Origin of the sequence: Rhizobium sp. BK399 (assembly GCF_014194695.1) — a bacterium.
Lineage (GTDB): Bacteria > Pseudomonadota > Alphaproteobacteria > Rhizobiales > Rhizobiaceae > Rhizobium.
Window position 1 is genome coordinate 121,212 of sequence record NZ_JACIAH010000002.1, and the last position, 15,744, is coordinate 136,955.

Consider the following 15,744-nt stretch of genomic DNA (forward strand, 5'->3'; position numbering starts at 1 on the left):
GTTAGGAACGCCTGCCCGCCAGCCGACGCCCTCCTCGTGCCTGCATCTGGGCGGCCTGAAATGCCTGCGGCTGCCACAGCTGAAAATGATCCGCCCGACCGACGAAGGCCACCTCGTCCGAGATATCGGTGAAGTCGCGGATGAAATCCGTGACCATCAGCCGACCTTCCGCATCGAGCTTCATGAAGATACCGCCCCCGTGGATGAGAAGCGACATCTCGTTCGCGTCCGGCGAAAACGGATCCTCCGCAGAAATCTGACGCTCGAACCTCTCCAGGAGATCCGGACCGCCGACACTGATCGCCGGAAACACAAAGTCCTGGAAGCAATAGAGCTCCTGAACATTGCGCTGCGCCAGCACGGATCGAAACGCCGCCGGCACGGAAACCCTGCCCTTGGAATCGATTCTGTTGGTCGCATTTGAAAGGAAGCGGCTCATGACACGAAACATCCGTTCCCGAAAGAGCCCGGACTGAACTCAAAAGCCCGGAACCTCGAAATTCAGGCACAGCTTCGCGAGCCGAATGGGCGAAATCCCATCCGGCGCTTCCGGAGCGGAAGACACCTTGGCTTTGCGATTGTTGGGCACCTACTTGCCCTTGCGCAGTGCATGAATGGGATAACATGGGACCATATGGGCGTCAATGGGAAACGCCCGTCTCACGATGAGCGAAGTATCCGAAATTTATAAGCTGTTAAGTTTAACAAAGGGTTAGGATCGAGCTTGCGGACACCGGACAGCCCAACCGCCGAAGCGCCCTCAAAGGCCACATATGGTTCAAATTGGCACAGCAAAATATGCGCTTTTAAACAGAGGCTTAATGCATCCTCTTCAAGAGTGGGAGCACCCGTCTCGAGCGCTCGCACGAAGAGGTATGCAGCCGCTATCTCCTTTGAAGTAATAGGCCGAGCCATTCGGCTGCTGCCACGTGCAAAATAATGAACGGCGGGAGAATTGAATTAGTTCACTGCTGCCGCATATTACTTGAAGCTAAATAAGTAACCGTGGAGTAACATTATGACAAACTTCACATTAAAGGGACTTCTTTACGGACGCTTTGAGCCGGAAAAGCGTATTCCGCTGTCGCAGTCGGGAATGACGACTGACATCCAATGCGATTCCTGCGGCAAGATATTCAAGCGCTGGTCCATTCTCGCCCGCAGCAGCACGACCTGCGAGGAATGTCTGGCGAAGGCGCCGACCGCCCACTAGCAATCGACGGCAATCACAAAGACATGCTTCCGCAAGGGTAGTTCGCCAGCTGGCCTGTAAGCCGGGTTCTGTATGGCCCCGGCCGAAGCCGGAACGTGGCAGCCATTCCTCTGGGACAGCGTTCGCACGCTGCCTCACGCAACCCACCCGGATGACTGACCTGGAAACCGGCCGGAAGGCTTTCGCCTCCCACGTCATCCCTATTCGGTCTTGCTCCCGGTGGGGTTTACCTTGCCATCGCCGTTACCGGAGATGCGGTGGGCTCTTACCCCACCCTTTCACCCTTACCTGCCGAGGCAGGCGGTTTGCTTTCTGTGGCACTTTCCCTGAGGTCGCCCTCGCCGGACGTTATCCGGCACCGTGTTTCCGTGGAGCCCGGACTTTCCTCACCCTACCGCCTTTCGGCATTGGTAAAGCGCGGCTGCCCGGCCAACTGGCAAGGCTCCCTTAGCGGAGACACGGAGCGAATGCCACCGAAATATTACCGGCTTCGCGACGACAAAGCTCTGTCTAGTGACAAGACTCTGGGCCTAGCGGAAAACCGGTGTCAGTTCCCGGCCGAAGTCCTCTGCCCCGAGCCAGCCCTGCGTCATGACGACGGCCCCTAGCCGGCCGAGTTCGTCGGACGATTTCGCGGCAACGAAATTGCCGCCCGCCAGGACAGCGATCCGCGGTGAATCCGTATAGCCGACATAAGGATACGCGGTCGTCGTGAAGGTTGACACACACGGCGCGGAGGTTGTTGGGCAGCCAGCCAAGGCCGGCATCAGCCGCAGTGCCGTTGAGACCAGATTGTCGCGCTCCAGTGGATCGCCGTCAGAGCGAAACCACGTTCCGATATCCCCGAGCGTCTCGAATGACCGCGCCTCTAGATCGCCGCCGAGCTTCAGGTAGGTCCGACCATCGGGGTATCGCACCGGTGGCAGGATATAGACGTGGTCCTCATCGCGATCACCGAAGACAATCGTCGAAGGCATATCGGAGAAAGTCGCCATCTCCCGTTCGCCAAGCTCAAAGAAGGCAACGGTGCGGGCGGCAATTCTGATGTCGATCTGAGTTGGCAGGAGATCGTTGAAATTGCTGAAACCGCCAGCGGCAACCAGCACACGCTCCGCGGTATAGCTCCTGCCACCAGCTTCAACTTCGACAGATGAGCCCCGGTCGCGAACCGAGGTAACAGTTGCATCTACGACCGTTACGCCTGCCTGCTCGGCAAGCATGGTTTGTGCCCGAACCAAAGCGCGCGGATTGATGTGCCCCGCCCGCCGCTCTTCGAAATAGCCGTGGTGGGACGGATCGAGGGAGAACTGAGGAAAGCGCTCACGCAACGCTGCCGGCGTAAGCGCTTCAACGTCAAGACCGAGGGTTTCGCTGACCTGCAGCGCCCGCCCGAGAAATCCCTCGCCCGGTCGCGCGGGCGGCCCGGTAAACAGACAACCCGCTTCCGAGAAAAAGGAGATTCCGCTTTTCGCTTCCATCTCCCCGTAGCGATCGAGCGAACGTGCAGCGAGGGTCGCCCAGACCCTATTGTCATCGAAGGACCGCGTAATGCGAGCCTCGTCATAGTGGCTGGCAAAGACGCCGTGATGGCTCTTGCGCTCGGCCGGCTCGCTGGGGCCGATAAGCGCTACGCCTTCGATCATACCCGAAAGATGGCGGGCAGCAGCCGCGCCCATCATTCCGCGTCCGACGATCATCACCTTGAAATCAACTGCCATATGTCACCTCATTTTCCGAGGTCGGATAACACAGGCGCCACGTTGAATCATATTGTTAAGTGCCAGCTCGAAGCGATTCTCGAACAAGCACTTTCAAGCGATCAAAGCATCGCCAGGACCTTGCCGCAGTAAGCCTTGGAAACCGGGTTCATGCGGGTTGCGCCATGGCCGGCATTGTACTTCAGGATCGTACCGCAAGTTTCGCCACCGCCTAGCTGATGTGCTGCAGCCAGATACTTCATGCCGAACTTGATGTTCGTCTCAGGGTCGAACAAGCCCTTCGCAGGGCCCGAGTAGCCCATCATGCGTGCCGTCGCCGGCTTGATCTGCATGAGGCCGATTTCGCCCGCGCTGCCGCGTGCATTCGGATTGAAATTGCTCTCGACGCGCACGACCGCACGAGCAAGCTCGACGGGGACGTTGTACTGGTTGGCATACTTGACGATGATCGCGGAATATTTGTTGGCTGTGAAATCCGGCATTGCATAACCGCTGGTGCGGTCAACGGTCTTCAAGGGGATTGTCTGAGATCTTGCGCCCCATTCGCCTGCGAAGGCGCAGTTGATACCCATCAACAGTGCGCTGGCGCACACTGCAGCAGAAATGATCTTCTTCATTTAGTCTAATTACTCCGACCCAAAGAATTTCCGGATCGCAGTTGAAATAACAATCCGGTCGTATGCAGCAGATACATATTAGATATTCTGCAGCAATTCTTTTTGTTTCAATTGACGGCCGCTCGAAACCCCAAACAACACAAGCGGCGCCGTTCGACGGTTGGCGTTAGACCATCGCAATGAGGAGATAATAGGGAAATGATGTGGCGACGCAGCAGACTCTCAAAATCCTGAGAATCCGCGCCACCCTAAAGTACTACTTATGCGGCGTATCGCGGCAGCGACGCCAGCAAACGGTGCAGCGTGTCGATCGTCGAAAAATCCGCGATCCCGTCGATTCGAGCGGGCCGAAAATGGCGCTGGAAAGCCTCGATGTCGCCCGCCATCTTGTCGGAGAATTGGCCTGTGATCTCAGTCGCATAACCGTAAAGCGAGAGCATCGACTGCAGAGCCTCGACCGGCTGGCCGCTGTCGCCGCGTTGGAAAAATCTTCCACCGGAGATCGCAGCAGGCTCAACCCAATGCCCCACACCGGCCTTGTGCAGGCCTGACCAAGGAAATTTTTCTCCCGGATCAACCTTCCGAATCGGTGCTACATCGGAGTGCCCAAGCACCCTTTCGGGGGTAATGGACCAACGTTGGCCGCAATCGCGACACAATTCAATGACCGCTTGAATTTGTTCTTGCGGATACTCAGGGAGCCCTCCGGGATGACCCGCATTGGCGATCTCGATCCCGATCGACAAAGAGTTGATATCGGTCTCCCCCCGCCAGTAACTTTTGCCGGCGTGCCAGGCACGGCGCTCCTCGGGGACGAGCTGCAGAACCTCGCCATCTTCACCAACGAAGTAGTGGCTCGAGACCTGACTTTCGTCCCGACAGAGCCACTCCAAGGCTCCGTCAGGCGTCGGCATGCCTGTATAGTGAAGAAGGATCATGTCTGGCCTGCGCCCATCAGCACGTTCGCCGTGATTTGGCGATGGGCGAACGGTTGCTTTCCGGTAGTCGGCCTCGAACGAGGTCATGCTGCGCGGCGTTCCTTCTCGATTGCCTCGTAGGCTGCATTCAGCGCAGCCATGCGCTCATTGGCAATCGCATGGAACTCGGCCGGCACGCCCCGCGAAATCAGGCGATCAGGATGATGTTCGCTGACAAGTCCATGATAGCGGCGACGGATCGTCGTGAAGTCGTCGGAGGGCGAAACGCCGAGCACCTTGTAGGGATCGCGGCCCATGGAAACATGCCGCGCTGCAATTCGTTCGAAATGATCTTCATTCATATGGAAGATCTCGCTCACGTGCCGCAGGAACGCCAATTCCTTCTCATGGATGAGCCCATCCGCTTTGGCGATATGGAAAAGACCGTCCAGCACCTCTTCCAGGACCGGGCAATTGGCTGCGCATGTCACGCACAAGGATGACAGGCGCTCCGCATAGGCTTCATAGCCGGCAACGTCCTGACGCGCCAGATTGTAGAGGCGTGCGACATTCTTTGCCTGCTCCGGCGGGAACTCGAATATCTCGCCAAAGGCATCCACCTCCCGCTCGCTCACGATTCCATCGGCCTTGGCCATTTTTGCGGACAGAGCGATGATGGCGACCGAGAAGGCCACCTTGCGGCGCGTCTCGGGATCGCCCTCGAAAACTGTCCGGATAGCCTCGACCACCGCCGAAAGGACGTTGCCCGCGGTGTTGCCAATGGCATTCAGCAGTTTTTCCCAGAAGGACATAAAAGTCTCTCGCAGCGCAAATAGGTTAGACACCTTGACCAAATAAAGCCTGCGTTTGCAAGGCGGCGATTGGTCGTAGGAGCGAATACAGCTTTCACATTTCGGTAATTGTCGCCCCGATGCTGAAGCATACGCCGCATTCGCATTGCCTCATATGACACCAAAGGATAGGCTGCGGTGACGACGGCACGGCGCCCGGCGCACCGCTGCTCCGCGCGCGCTCGGAGATTTCCACAATCGATCTCAACGGCTATCCGAAGCTTGAAACGATTATATCGTCGTTCAGCCTATCTTCGCCGTTTTGGTGCAGGATTTTCACAATAACTACACTTTACATGCCCCTTTCCCTGTCGCATCCATGCGTTAGGTAGGCAGCACGCAGGTGCTCTGATAAGAGACACGATGGAGGGATCATGGCCAAACAGAAAGTCGCAATGCTCACGGCTGGAGGCCTGGCGCCCTGTCTGTCGTCGGCGGTTGGCGGGCTGATCGAACGCTATAGCGACGTCGCGCCCGACATCGAACTCGTCGCCTATCGCTCCGGCTATCAGGGCGTGCTTCTCGGCGACAGCATCAAGATCAACGCAGACATGCGCCAGAAGGCGCCGCTTCTGCATCGCTACGGCGGTTCGCCGATCGGCAATAGCCGCGTCAAGCTCACCAACGCAGCCGATTGCGTGAAGCGCGGCCTGGTCAAGGAAGGCGAGAATCCGCTGCGCGTTGCCGCCGAGCGCCTCGCCAACGATGGCGTAACCATCCTTCACACCATCGGTGGCGACGACACAAACACCACCGCCGCCGATCTCGCGGCATATCTGGCTGCCAACGGCTACAATCTGACGGTCGTCGGCCTCCCGAAGACGGTCGACAACGACGTCGTTCCTATCCGCCAGTCACTCGGCGCGTGGACGGCGGCCGAAGTCGGAGCGCATTTCTTCGACAACGTCAGCAACGAGCAGACGGCAGCACCGCGCACCTTGATCATCCATGAAGTCATGGGGCGCCACTGCGGATGGCTGACGGCCGCGACGGCGCGTGCCTATCTGCAACGGACGAAGAACTACGAGTACGTTGGCGGCTTCATGACGAACGCCAAGATGAAGAGCATCGACGCGGTCTACCTGCCCGAAATGGCTTTCGACCTCGATGCGGAAGCGGCACGCCTGAAGGAAATCATCGACCGTACTGGCCATGCGACCGTGTTCGTCTCGGAAGGCGCCTGCCTCGATGCAATCGTCGCGGAACGCGAAGCCGCCGGCGAGACCGTCAAGCGCGACGCTTTCGGACACGTCAAGATTGACACGATCAATGTCGGCGGCTGGTTCCAGAAGCAGTTCGCTGGCCTCATCAACGCCGAACGCTCGCTCGTGCAGAAGTCCGGCTATTTTGCGCGCTCGGCTCCCGCTAACGGCGATGACCTTCGCCTGATTCAGAGCATGACCGACCTCGCCGTTGAAAGCGCCCTCAACAAGGTGTCCGGTGTGACTGGCCACGATGAAGCACAAAACGGCAAGCTCAGGACGATCGAGTTCCCGCGCATCAAGGGCGGCAAGGCCTTCGACACCTCCACCAAGTGGTTCGGCGAAGTCATGGACACGATTGGCCAGAAATACCGGGCAGCATGATTGACTGAGGGTTGATATGGTGTCTTTGCTTTTGTCCTAGGGAATAGGAGGAGATTCCATGTCGCTCGAAGCCTGGTTCGCTTTTGCCGCTGCGTCTGCAATCATGCTGGCCATCCCTGGCCCGACGATTCTCCTCGTTGTTTCCTATGCGCTCGGGCACGGACGCAAGACGGCGCTTGCGACGGTAACCGGCGTGGCGCTCGGCGACTTCACCGCGATGACCGCATCATTGTTCGGATTGGGGGCCGTGCTCGCGGCCTCCGCAACCCTGTTCACGGTGCTGAAGTGGATCGGCGGCGCCTATCTGATCTGGCTCGGGATCAAGCTCTGGCGGGCGCCGGTGATTTCCGAACCGATGGCAGACAATGACAACCTGCCCGAAAAGAAATCCCTCAAGGTTTTCCTCCACGCCTATGTCGTCACGGCTCTCAACCCGAAGAGCATCGTCTTCTTCGTCGCATTCGTTCCGCAGTTCTTGAATCCGTCTCAGCCGTTCTTCGGCCAGATGCTCATCATGGAAGCCACCTTCCTGGTGCTCGCCACCATCAATGCCTCGACTTATGCGCTGGCAGCAAACGCGGCGCGCGGGCTCATCCGTAAGGCGAGCGTTCAACGCGCAGTCAACCGTACCGGCGGCACTCTGCTCATTGCCGCGGGCGCCGTAACGGCCGGCTATCGCCGCATCGCCGCGTAAATATTTTCGGCGGGTTGCAGCAAAGCAACGAATACGTTAATGGCGGAATCCGGGCTTAAGGTTTTTGGTAACTTCTAACGCTGCCGGGGCGGCGCGTTCACGAAAGTGAGAGTATGGTAGCGATCGGTTTTTCCGGCCTGAAACGCAGTCTCGTCGTTTCGACGATGCTCTGCGGCGTTGTTGCCGGATGCACGAGCGTCGAATACACCTCGCAGGCAGAATTGACCGCTCTCCAGACAGTTGTACCGACACCGAAGCCGGGCGAAGATGCCACACTTGCCGCCGTGCCTGCCGGCGAAGGCAGCACTGAAACGGCGATGGTCCCTGCCACGGACCCGACAGCGGCTGCTCTCGCAGCCCCAGCCATGCCGACCGCGGCGCCTTCACAACCAGGCGGTCAGATCGAGCCTACCGCCGCAACGGGTTATGCGCAGATTCCCCTTACTCCCGAGATGACGGCAATACAGTCCGTCATACCCATTCCGCGTCCTGGCACCCCCTCCCCGTCAACGCAGCTCGCCTTTGCCGCAACGCCCCAGGCCGGCAGCGGCGCCATCGCCGCCCTTTCCGCAATCGACACCACGCCGCACCCGATGATGGACTACGGCTTCGACACTTCGGGTCCATCCGACCCGCCTGCTGCCCCGCCGATGTTCAGCGACAGCGACGACGACGGCGCGCCGACCGTGGAAAAAAGCGCGATCACCAAGATCATCGACAAGTATTCGAAGATGTATGAGGTGCCCGCCTCGCTGCTTCACCGCGTCGTCCACCGCGAAAGCCGCTACAATGCCAAGGCTTACAACAAGCGTGGCTACTTCGGCCTGATGCAGATCAAGTACAACACGGCGAAGTCGATGGGCTACGAAGGCGAGCCCGCCGGTCTGTTCGACGCCGAGACCAACATCAAATACGCCGCCAAGTATCTGCGCGGCGCCTGGCTCGTGTCCGACAGCAGCGAAGACAATGCCGTCCGCCTTTACGCCCGTGGCTATTATTACGAGGCCAAGCGCAAAGGTATGGACGACGTCGCCCAGGGCAATTATTGACCATTATGGTCCAGCGTAGCGAGTAGCTCCTTCACCAGCATCTGCGGCTTGTAGCGAAGCCAGCTTGGCGTTAACCCAAGTCTGACGACGACGAGTTTCGCCGACGGCACGATCGCCACGCTCTGCCCGTCATGTCCTTCCATCCAGAATGTATCGTCGGGAAGACCGGCTAATGCACTGCTATCGCCACCCGGCGCGGCAAGCCAGGCTTGCGCCTGCGTATATTTGCCGCCTGAGGATGCCGTCGGCGTCCTCATCGCCGTCATGAAGCGTTCCGGCAGCAGCCGCTCCCCATTCCAGACGCCGTCCTGAAGAAGGAACTGCCCGAAACGGGCCCAGTCCCGCGCGGTGGCGTAGAGATAGGAGCTGCCGGCGAATGTGCCGCGTGCGTCGACCTCCAGAACCGCGCTCGACATGCCGATCGGATCGAACAGGGCCATCTTGGGATAGGCAAGCGCTGTCTGCATGTTGCCGATGCGATCCATCCATATCTTCGAGATGAGAACCGATGTGCCGCTGGAGTAGTTGAAGCGCTCGCCAGGACTGGCCTCCAATGGGAGGCTCGCTGGCAGTACCGTCATATCCGCATCGAGATAAAGCATCCGAGTGACGTCAGCGACCGTGCCATAGCTTTCGTTGAAGGCTAGGCCGCTCTGCATGCCCATGAGGTCGCTGAGCTTGATTGTCGAGTGATCACCACCCTGCCACTGCGGCAGGAGCGCTATGTCATCAAATGTTATTCTGTTGTCGAGCATCAGCCGCCCGACAATCGCAGCGTTGACGGTCTTTGTCATGGACCAGCCTGTCAGCGGCGTCGTTGGACCGAAGCCGTCGCCATAGCGCTCGGCGATGATGCGGCCATTGTGAACGACGACGACGGCGCGCATGGCCGGACCGAGCAAATCTTTGTTCGCAAGCAGCGCGTCGACACCGCTATCATGGACATCAGCGACGGTGTTACCCTCTGGCCATATCGCCTCATTTGGAGAGCTTTGAGCTCCCGGCCCGTCTGGCACCGCGCGCGCTGCCGTTTCAAAGTCCCCGTCTGGCACGCTGCTACAGCCGAGCGCGCCGCGATAGATTGCATAACCCGGTGCGAAAAGCCCAAGGATACGGGCAGTAACCCGCTTTTCCTGCCGGTCGACAGCCACACGCACCAGCCGCAGCAGCGGGTTTCCCGGCGCCTGCACGTCCTCATGGAGCACCTGTTCAGGATCCCTTCCCGCGAGAAAGACGTTCGAGCAAACGATCTTGGCCGCATAGCCATCCCCCACGCGCAGCAGTTCCGGCGGGCTGACATAGAGCCAGGCGGCGCCCATGGCGACAATCACTACCAGCAGAAGAGCAAGTGATTTTACGACACGCAGCACAAATCGCATCTACGGTCCTCCCTGCGTGCAAGAGAAGCAGGAAAGCCCGTACAGCGAAAGACCCCAGGGTGCGGCTGGCCCTGCATTTCCTGTCGTCGGCCGCCCTGCCCACAGCCCGCGTCATCAAACTGTAGTCACGACGCGCTAAACGCCCTGAACGCTAAAAGGGTGAAAGACTCATATGACGGAATTTGCACCGGATGCCGGCTTCCGCAAGAACCGGAAACTCAAGGCAGCCCTTCTCCGCCACAACGCCTTCTCCAAGGCGGGCTTTTCGGAACGGCTCTTTGGCCTTTTGTTTTCCGGTTTGGTTTATCCGCAAATCTGGGAAGATCCCGATCTCGACATGCTGGCGATGGAGCTTCAGCCCCATCATCGCGTCGTGACAATCGGCTCCGGCGGCTGCAATATGCTCGCCTATCTCTCTAAGGGTCCAGCATCGATCGATGTGGTCGACCTCAATCCGCATCATATCGCCCTCAATCGGCTGAAGCTTGCGGCATTCCGTCACCTTCCCGGACACACCGACCTCGTTCGCTTCCTCGCAAAGCCGCGTGAAACGTCGAACAGCCACGCGTTCGACCAGTTCCTCGCGGCAAACCTCGACGACGCAACCCGGAACTACTGGAACAGCCGCAAGTTCGGTCGCCGGCGCGTCACCGTCTTCGACCGCAATATCTACGAAACCGGTCTGCTCGGACGGTTTATCGGCGCGGCTCACCTTCTTGCCCGCCTGCACGGCGTCGACCTCACGGAGATGACAAAGGCGCGTTCGCTGCGCGAGCAGCGCCAGTTCTTCGATGAGAGGATCGCACCGCTGTTCGACAAACCCGTCGTGCGCTGGATTGCCGGACGCAAAAGCTCGCTATTCGGCCTCGGCATCCCGCCGCAGCAGTACGACGAACTGGCAAGCCTCGCGGCAGATCAGTCGATCGCCCCGGTTCTGCGGCATCGGCTTGAGAAGCTGGCCTGCCACTTCCCGATGCAGGAGAACTATTTTGCCTGGCAGGCCTTCGGGCGCCGCTACGCCCCCGAAGGCGAAGGACCGCTTCCGACCTATCTCGAGCCTGTAAACTACGAGGTGATCCGCGCGAACGTCGATCGCGTCAACGTTCATCACGCCAGCTTCACCGAGCTCCTTTCAGGAGAGCCGGCTGCCTCGCGCGATCGCTACATCCTCCTGGATGCGCAGGATTGGATGACGGACGAGCAACTCAATGATCTCTGGGCAGAAATTAGCCGGACGGCGCGTGAAGGTGCTCGGGTGATTTTCCGCACCGCCGCGGAAAAGAGCATCATCGAAGGGCGTCTGTCGCCTGCCATCCGTGATCAGTGGACCTACATGGAGGAACGTTCCCTCGAGCTGACGGCGCTCGATCGCTCGGCAATCTACGGCGGCTTCCATATTTACAGGAAGACGGCGTGAGCGGGGTCGACACGAACCCGGTGGCCAAAGACGACGGCCATGCCGCCCTGATGGATGGTATGTACCGCTACCAGCGCCACATCTATGATCTGACGCGCAAATACTACCTGCTTGGCCGTGATCAGACGATCCGCGATCTGAATGTGCCGGCGGGCGGCACCTTGCTGGAAGTCGGTTGCGGCACCGGTCGCAACATGGCGCTGGCCCATAAGCATTATCCGCAAGCTCGGCTCTACGGCCTCGACATCTCACAGGAGATGCTGATCTCCGCGCGCAAGACATTCGAGAGCAAGGCCACGATCCCGGACTTCCGCGTCGCCGACGCAACGGCATTCACGCCTCGCGAATTTGGCGTCAGCGGATTCGACCGGATCCTGATCTCCTATGCGCTCTCCATGATCCCCGACTGGGAGTGCGCCGTCGACTCAGCCCTTGCCGCTCTTGCCCCCGGCGGCGAGTTGCACATAGTCGATTTTGGCCAGCAGGAGCGGCTGCCAGGGTGGTTCGCGCGCTTTCTCAAGGCATGGCTGCGAAAATTTCATGTCTCGCCGCGCGCTGATTTGCGACAGGTTCTCGAGTCCCAAGCCTCTGAAAATCAAGCACGACTAATATTCGAAACCATGGGCGGCGGGTATGCCTGGCGGGCTGTCATTGTGACCAAAGCTTGACATTTCGCTTGAAACTAACCGAATTTTTACGTTGATATGGGAAATAGAGGGGACATTCCTCGCTGGACACGTCTTTCACGAAGGTCGAGCTGTGGGGCAAAAAATCCATTCGTTTCGCGACGGAACACCTATGCGCCGGCTTCTGTTTTGCGTTTTGCCGTTGGCTATCATGCTCGCCGGATGCACGTCATCGGGCTATGACTATCTCGAAACAGCGTCCGTAAAGCCGAAAACGCGCTTCAAGGACACCGATCCCCAGGACTTCGGCGCAAAGCATCCGGAGCAGCAGCCGATCCACGGCATCGACGTTTCCAAGTGGCAGGGCAATATCGACTGGCAGACGGTCAAGGGCTCTGGCGTTGCCTTTGCGTTCATCAAGGCGACCGAAGGCAAGGACCGCATCGATCCGCGCTTCAACGAGTACTGGCAACGCGCCCGCGCCGTCGGCATTCCTCACGCGCCCTATCACTTCTACTATTTCTGCTCGACGCCCGACGAGCAGGCTGACTGGTTCATCCGTAACGTGCCAAAGGAATCGATGCGCTTGCCGCCGGTCCTCGACGCCGAATGGAATGCGGAATCGAAGACTTGCCGCCTTCGCCCGGATCCGGCGACGGTTCGCGCCCAGCTTCAGCGCTTCATGGATCGCCTCGAGGCCTATTACGGCAAGCGGCCGATCATCTATACCTCGGTCGACTTCCACCGCGACAATCTCGTCGGCTATTTCCAGGATTATCACTTCTGGGTTCGCTCCACTGCCAAGCATCCCGAGGTCACGTATGCCGACCGCCGTTGGGCCTTCTGGCAGTACACGTCGACGGGCGTCATCCCTGGCATCAAGGGACCGACGGATATCAATGTTTTCGCCGGATCGACGCAGAACTGGCACAACTGGGTGGCAGCGGTATCGAGGGACACAAATTCTTAGCAACGTCCGGCGGTCTTTCTTGCTTCCGTCACAATCATTTGGGAAATCGACTGAAATTCCATTTGATGACGAGGATCGAAACTATGTACCGCTCGCCCGCAAGCCGCACGGCACTTGCACTCCTTTTTGCCGCTGGTCTCGCCACCGGCGCCGCCGCAGAAACGCCGGCATCGAGTGCACCGGCTTCGCAGGCAGCAGCCCCGGCATGTGACGGCGACCTCACGGACTTTCTCGCCGGCGTGAAGGCCGACGCAATTGCCGCCGGTGCATCGGCCGAGGCCGCAGACAAGGCGCTGGAAGGCGCGCAGATCGACCAGAAGGTCTTGAGCCGCGACCGCGCTCAAGGCGTGTTCAAGCAGACCTTCCTGGAGTTCTCGCAGCGCACCGTCAGCCAGGCTCGCCTCGATATCGGCCGCCAGAAGATGAAGCAATATGCGGATGTCTTCGCCCGCGCCGAGCAAGAGTTTGGGGTGCCCGCTGGCGTCATCACCGCCTTCTGGGCCATGGAAACGGATTTCGGCGCCGTGCAGGGCGACTTCAACACCCGCAACGCCCTCGTGACCCTCGCCCATGATTGCCGGCGGCCGGAGTTGTTCCGCCCGCAGCTGATCGCCCTCATCGAAATGGTTCAGCATGGTGACCTCGACCCGGCAACCAACACCGGCGCCTGGGCGGGAGAGATCGGTCAGGTCCAGATGCTGCCGCGCGATATCGTTGCCTATGGCATGGACGGCGACGGCGATGGCCACGTGCGCCTCAAGCAGAGCGCTCCTGATGCGATTCTGACGGCAGCAAAGTTCATCCAGCATCTCGGCTTCCAGAAGGGCCAGCCGTGGATCCAGGAAGTCACCCTTCCCGAAGGCCTGCCCTGGGAGAAGTCGGGCATCGGCGGTCCCCTGACGGCCGGCGAATGGTTTGCCCTCGGCGTCAAGCCGCGGGATGGGAACACCAACTTCGGTAACCTGCACGCCGACTTGATCCTGCCGCAGGGCCGCCTCGGAGCGACCTTCATCGCCTACCCGAATTTCCAGATCTATCTCGAATGGAACAAGTCGTTCATCTACACGACGTCGGCAGCCTACTTCGCGACCCGTCTTGCTGGTGCGGAGACCTACCTCAAGGGCACGCCGGAGCAGGGTCTTTCCAACGACCAGATGAAGGAACTGCAGACCAAGCTCGGAACCCTCGGCCACGACGTCGGCAAGGTCGACGGCATCCTGGGTTCGGGCACGCGCGTAGCCATCCAGAAGGAGCAGCAGCGTCTCGGCATGCCGGCCGACGGCTGGGCAACGCCGACACTTCTGAATTCGCTGTGATTACTGATTCAGCACGCTTAAAGCCGGGTCTCAGACCCGGCTTTTTCATTTGTTCCATGGTTTCAGAGACTTCGCCTAGCCTTCATCTTGCCGCATGTGTGAAGGCGGGATCGCTGACTTTAACGCCAAGTTAAAATCTGTGAATATTTTTCCGTCGCAATTTTGCCAGTGATTTCATCACGTTGCCCGCAAGCCAGCATTGTCGATGTGACATTTTCGCCGCAGTGCAGTATAAAATCTGCTTTCCAAGCGACACATTCGCGACATATTATCGCGGCGTTAACGCAAGGAGACAGACATGGGACTTACACAATCCTTGAATGTCCTTTTGGTCAGCGCGGCGTTTGCATTCGTATTGACAATGCTTTTCATCTAAACGTCGTGCCGATTGAACAGTGCCGAGACTCCTGAGTAGCGAAACAGTTCAATGAATCGGAAAAGCGCATCCCACGGAGATGCGCTTTTCTTTTTGTCCTCTAATCTGGGCCAGCCTAGGCGGCAGCGCCGGCCTTTCTGGCCCCTTCCCGGGTAAAGCCGAGATTGGTCAGCACTGCCGACACGAGAGGCGAGCGATTCATCGTGTACAGATGGAAATCGGTGAGCCCGCGACGAGCGAGGTCTTCGATCTGCTCGGCCGCAACCTCGGCGGCAACCTTTGCTCTCTCTTCGGGCTTGTCGTCGAAGCCCGCAAAGCGCTCATCCAGAAACGCCGGTATCACGGTGCCGCAAGCGCCGGCAAACCGCTTCAGCTGCGTCAGGTTTTGGATTGGCATGATACCCGGCACAATAGGAATATTGACGCCGGCAGCCCGCACCTTTTCCAGATAGCGCTCGAAATTGTCGTTGTCGAAGAAGAACTGCGTCAGCGCGCGGGTCGCGCCGTTGTCCGCCTTTTGCTTCAGCATATCGATATCGGCGGCGGTATCACGGCTCTCCGGATGCTTTTCGGGGTAGGCCGAGACCGAAATCTCGAAGTCGCCGATTTCACGCAGTCCGGCAACCAGTGCTGCTGCATTCGCATAGCCGCCGGGATGCGGCTGGTAGGGTGCGCCGACGCCGCCAGGGGCATCGCCTCGAAGCGCAACGAAGTGCTTGACGCCAACTTTGCGGAAGCTGTCGATCACGCTGTGCGTTTCGTCCTTCGTCGCGCCGACGCAGGTGAGATGCGACGCCGTGGCAAGCGGGGTTTCGGCGAGGAAGCGCGACACGGTCGCCAACGTTGGTGCCTTGGTAGTCCCACCGGCGCCATAGGTCACCGACACAAAGTCCGGGTTCCAGTCCTGCAGCTCGTTGACCGCGTTCCACAGTTGTCCTTCCATCTCTTCCGACTTCGGCGGAAAGAACTCGAAGGAAATGCCGATCTTGCGGCGCGCGTCGCTGTTCAAAGCCAT

The 15,744-nt window shown here is 59.3% G+C and carries 15 protein-coding genes and 1 other RNA gene; 8 read left to right on the plus strand and 8 right to left on the minus strand.

The window, feature by feature from the left end; translation table 11 throughout:
* Nucleotide 1 precedes the first annotated feature (1 nt).
* Nucleotides 2-439: a division/cell wall cluster transcriptional repressor MraZ gene (mraZ, locus tag FHT97_RS07095; protein ID WP_246712577.1), complete on the minus strand. Its 438-nt coding sequence runs from the start codon at nt 437-439 to the stop codon at nt 2-4.
* Nucleotides 440-1,018: 579 nt separating this feature from the next.
* On the opposite strand from mraZ, the gene FHT97_RS07100 reads away from it, so the two are divergent.
* The gene (locus FHT97_RS07100) at nt 1,019-1,213 is read left to right on the plus strand and encodes a hypothetical protein (RefSeq protein WP_016554526.1); all 195 of its coding nucleotides are present in this window, start codon (nt 1,019-1,021) and stop codon (nt 1,211-1,213) included.
* A gap of 41 nt (nt 1,214-1,254) precedes the next feature.
* Here FHT97_RS07100 and rnpB read toward each other — a convergent pair.
* The 5 genes from rnpB to FHT97_RS07125 form a co-directional block, all read right to left on the minus strand.
* An RNA gene (gene rnpB / locus FHT97_RS07105) (RNase P RNA component class A) lies at nt 1,255-1,650 on the minus strand.
* Between the two features lie 93 nt (nt 1,651-1,743).
* Nucleotides 1,744-2,931, minus strand: a complete 1,188-nt coding sequence (locus FHT97_RS07110; protein WP_183860920.1) for an FAD-dependent oxidoreductase — start codon at nt 2,929-2,931, stop codon at nt 1,744-1,746.
* A gap of 101 nt (nt 2,932-3,032) precedes the next feature.
* The gene (locus FHT97_RS07115) at nt 3,033-3,548 is read right to left on the minus strand and encodes a lytic transglycosylase domain-containing protein (protein WP_016554528.1); all 516 of its coding nucleotides are present in this window, start codon (nt 3,546-3,548) and stop codon (nt 3,033-3,035) included.
* 260 nt (nt 3,549-3,808) lie between these two features.
* Nucleotides 3,809-4,573, minus strand: coding sequence for an N-acetylmuramoyl-L-alanine amidase (locus FHT97_RS07120; protein ID WP_183860922.1), 765 nt, complete (start codon nt 4,571-4,573; stop codon nt 3,809-3,811).
* Nucleotides 4,570-5,277: a DnaJ family molecular chaperone gene (locus FHT97_RS07125; protein ID WP_183860924.1), complete on the minus strand. Its 708-nt coding sequence runs from the start codon at nt 5,275-5,277 to the stop codon at nt 4,570-4,572. The genes FHT97_RS07120 and FHT97_RS07125 overlap by 4 nt, the downstream gene beginning before the upstream one ends.
* A gap of 413 nt (nt 5,278-5,690) precedes the next feature.
* On the opposite strand from FHT97_RS07125, the gene FHT97_RS07130 reads away from it, so the two are divergent.
* From FHT97_RS07130 to FHT97_RS07140, 3 genes are all read left to right on the plus strand, one after another.
* A complete protein-coding gene (locus FHT97_RS07130) occupies nt 5,691-6,902 on the plus strand; it encodes a pyrophosphate--fructose-6-phosphate 1-phosphotransferase (protein WP_114713193.1) in 1,212 nt (403 codons plus the stop codon).
* A 58-nt stretch (nt 6,903-6,960) separates the two neighbouring features.
* On the plus strand, nt 6,961-7,596 hold the full coding sequence (locus FHT97_RS07135) for a LysE family translocator (RefSeq protein WP_016554532.1): 636 nt from the start codon (nt 6,961-6,963) through the stop codon (nt 7,594-7,596).
* Nucleotides 7,597-7,709: 113 nt separating this feature from the next.
* Nucleotides 7,710-8,645, plus strand: a complete 936-nt coding sequence (locus FHT97_RS07140; protein WP_183860926.1) for a lytic transglycosylase domain-containing protein — start codon at nt 7,710-7,712, stop codon at nt 8,643-8,645.
* Here FHT97_RS07140 and FHT97_RS07145 read toward each other — a convergent pair.
* Entirely contained in the window at nt 8,639-10,024 is a 1,386-nt protein-coding gene (locus FHT97_RS07145) for a serine hydrolase (RefSeq protein WP_183860928.1), read from the minus strand. The two genes, FHT97_RS07140 and FHT97_RS07145, sit on opposite strands and share 7 nt — an antisense overlap.
* Before the next feature lie 172 nt (nt 10,025-10,196).
* On the opposite strand from FHT97_RS07145, the gene FHT97_RS07150 reads away from it, so the two are divergent.
* The 4 genes from FHT97_RS07150 to FHT97_RS07165 all read left to right on the plus strand — a co-directional run bounded on the left by FHT97_RS07150 (nt 10,197) and on the right by FHT97_RS07165 (nt 14,353).
* Entirely contained in the window at nt 10,197-11,441 is a 1,245-nt protein-coding gene (locus FHT97_RS07150; RefSeq protein ID WP_183860930.1) for a DUF3419 family protein, read from the plus strand.
* 50 nt (nt 11,442-11,491) lie between these two features.
* Nucleotides 11,492-12,109 (plus strand): class I SAM-dependent methyltransferase, encoded by a 618-nt coding sequence (locus FHT97_RS07155; RefSeq protein WP_183861409.1) that lies wholly within the window; start codon nt 11,492-11,494, stop codon nt 12,107-12,109.
* Nucleotides 12,110-12,239: 130 nt separating this feature from the next.
* On the plus strand, nt 12,240-13,037 hold the full coding sequence (locus FHT97_RS07160) for a GH25 family lysozyme (RefSeq protein WP_183860932.1): 798 nt from the start codon (nt 12,240-12,242) through the stop codon (nt 13,035-13,037).
* Between the two features lie 83 nt (nt 13,038-13,120).
* A complete protein-coding gene (locus FHT97_RS07165; RefSeq protein WP_183860934.1) occupies nt 13,121-14,353 on the plus strand; it encodes a lytic murein transglycosylase in 1,233 nt (410 codons plus the stop codon).
* 491 nt (nt 14,354-14,844) lie between these two features.
* On the opposite strand, the gene metF is transcribed toward FHT97_RS07165, so the two are convergent.
* On the minus strand, nt 14,845-15,744 hold the full coding sequence (metF, locus tag FHT97_RS07170; RefSeq protein ID WP_016554539.1) for a methylenetetrahydrofolate reductase [NAD(P)H]: 900 nt from the start codon (nt 15,742-15,744) through the stop codon (nt 14,845-14,847).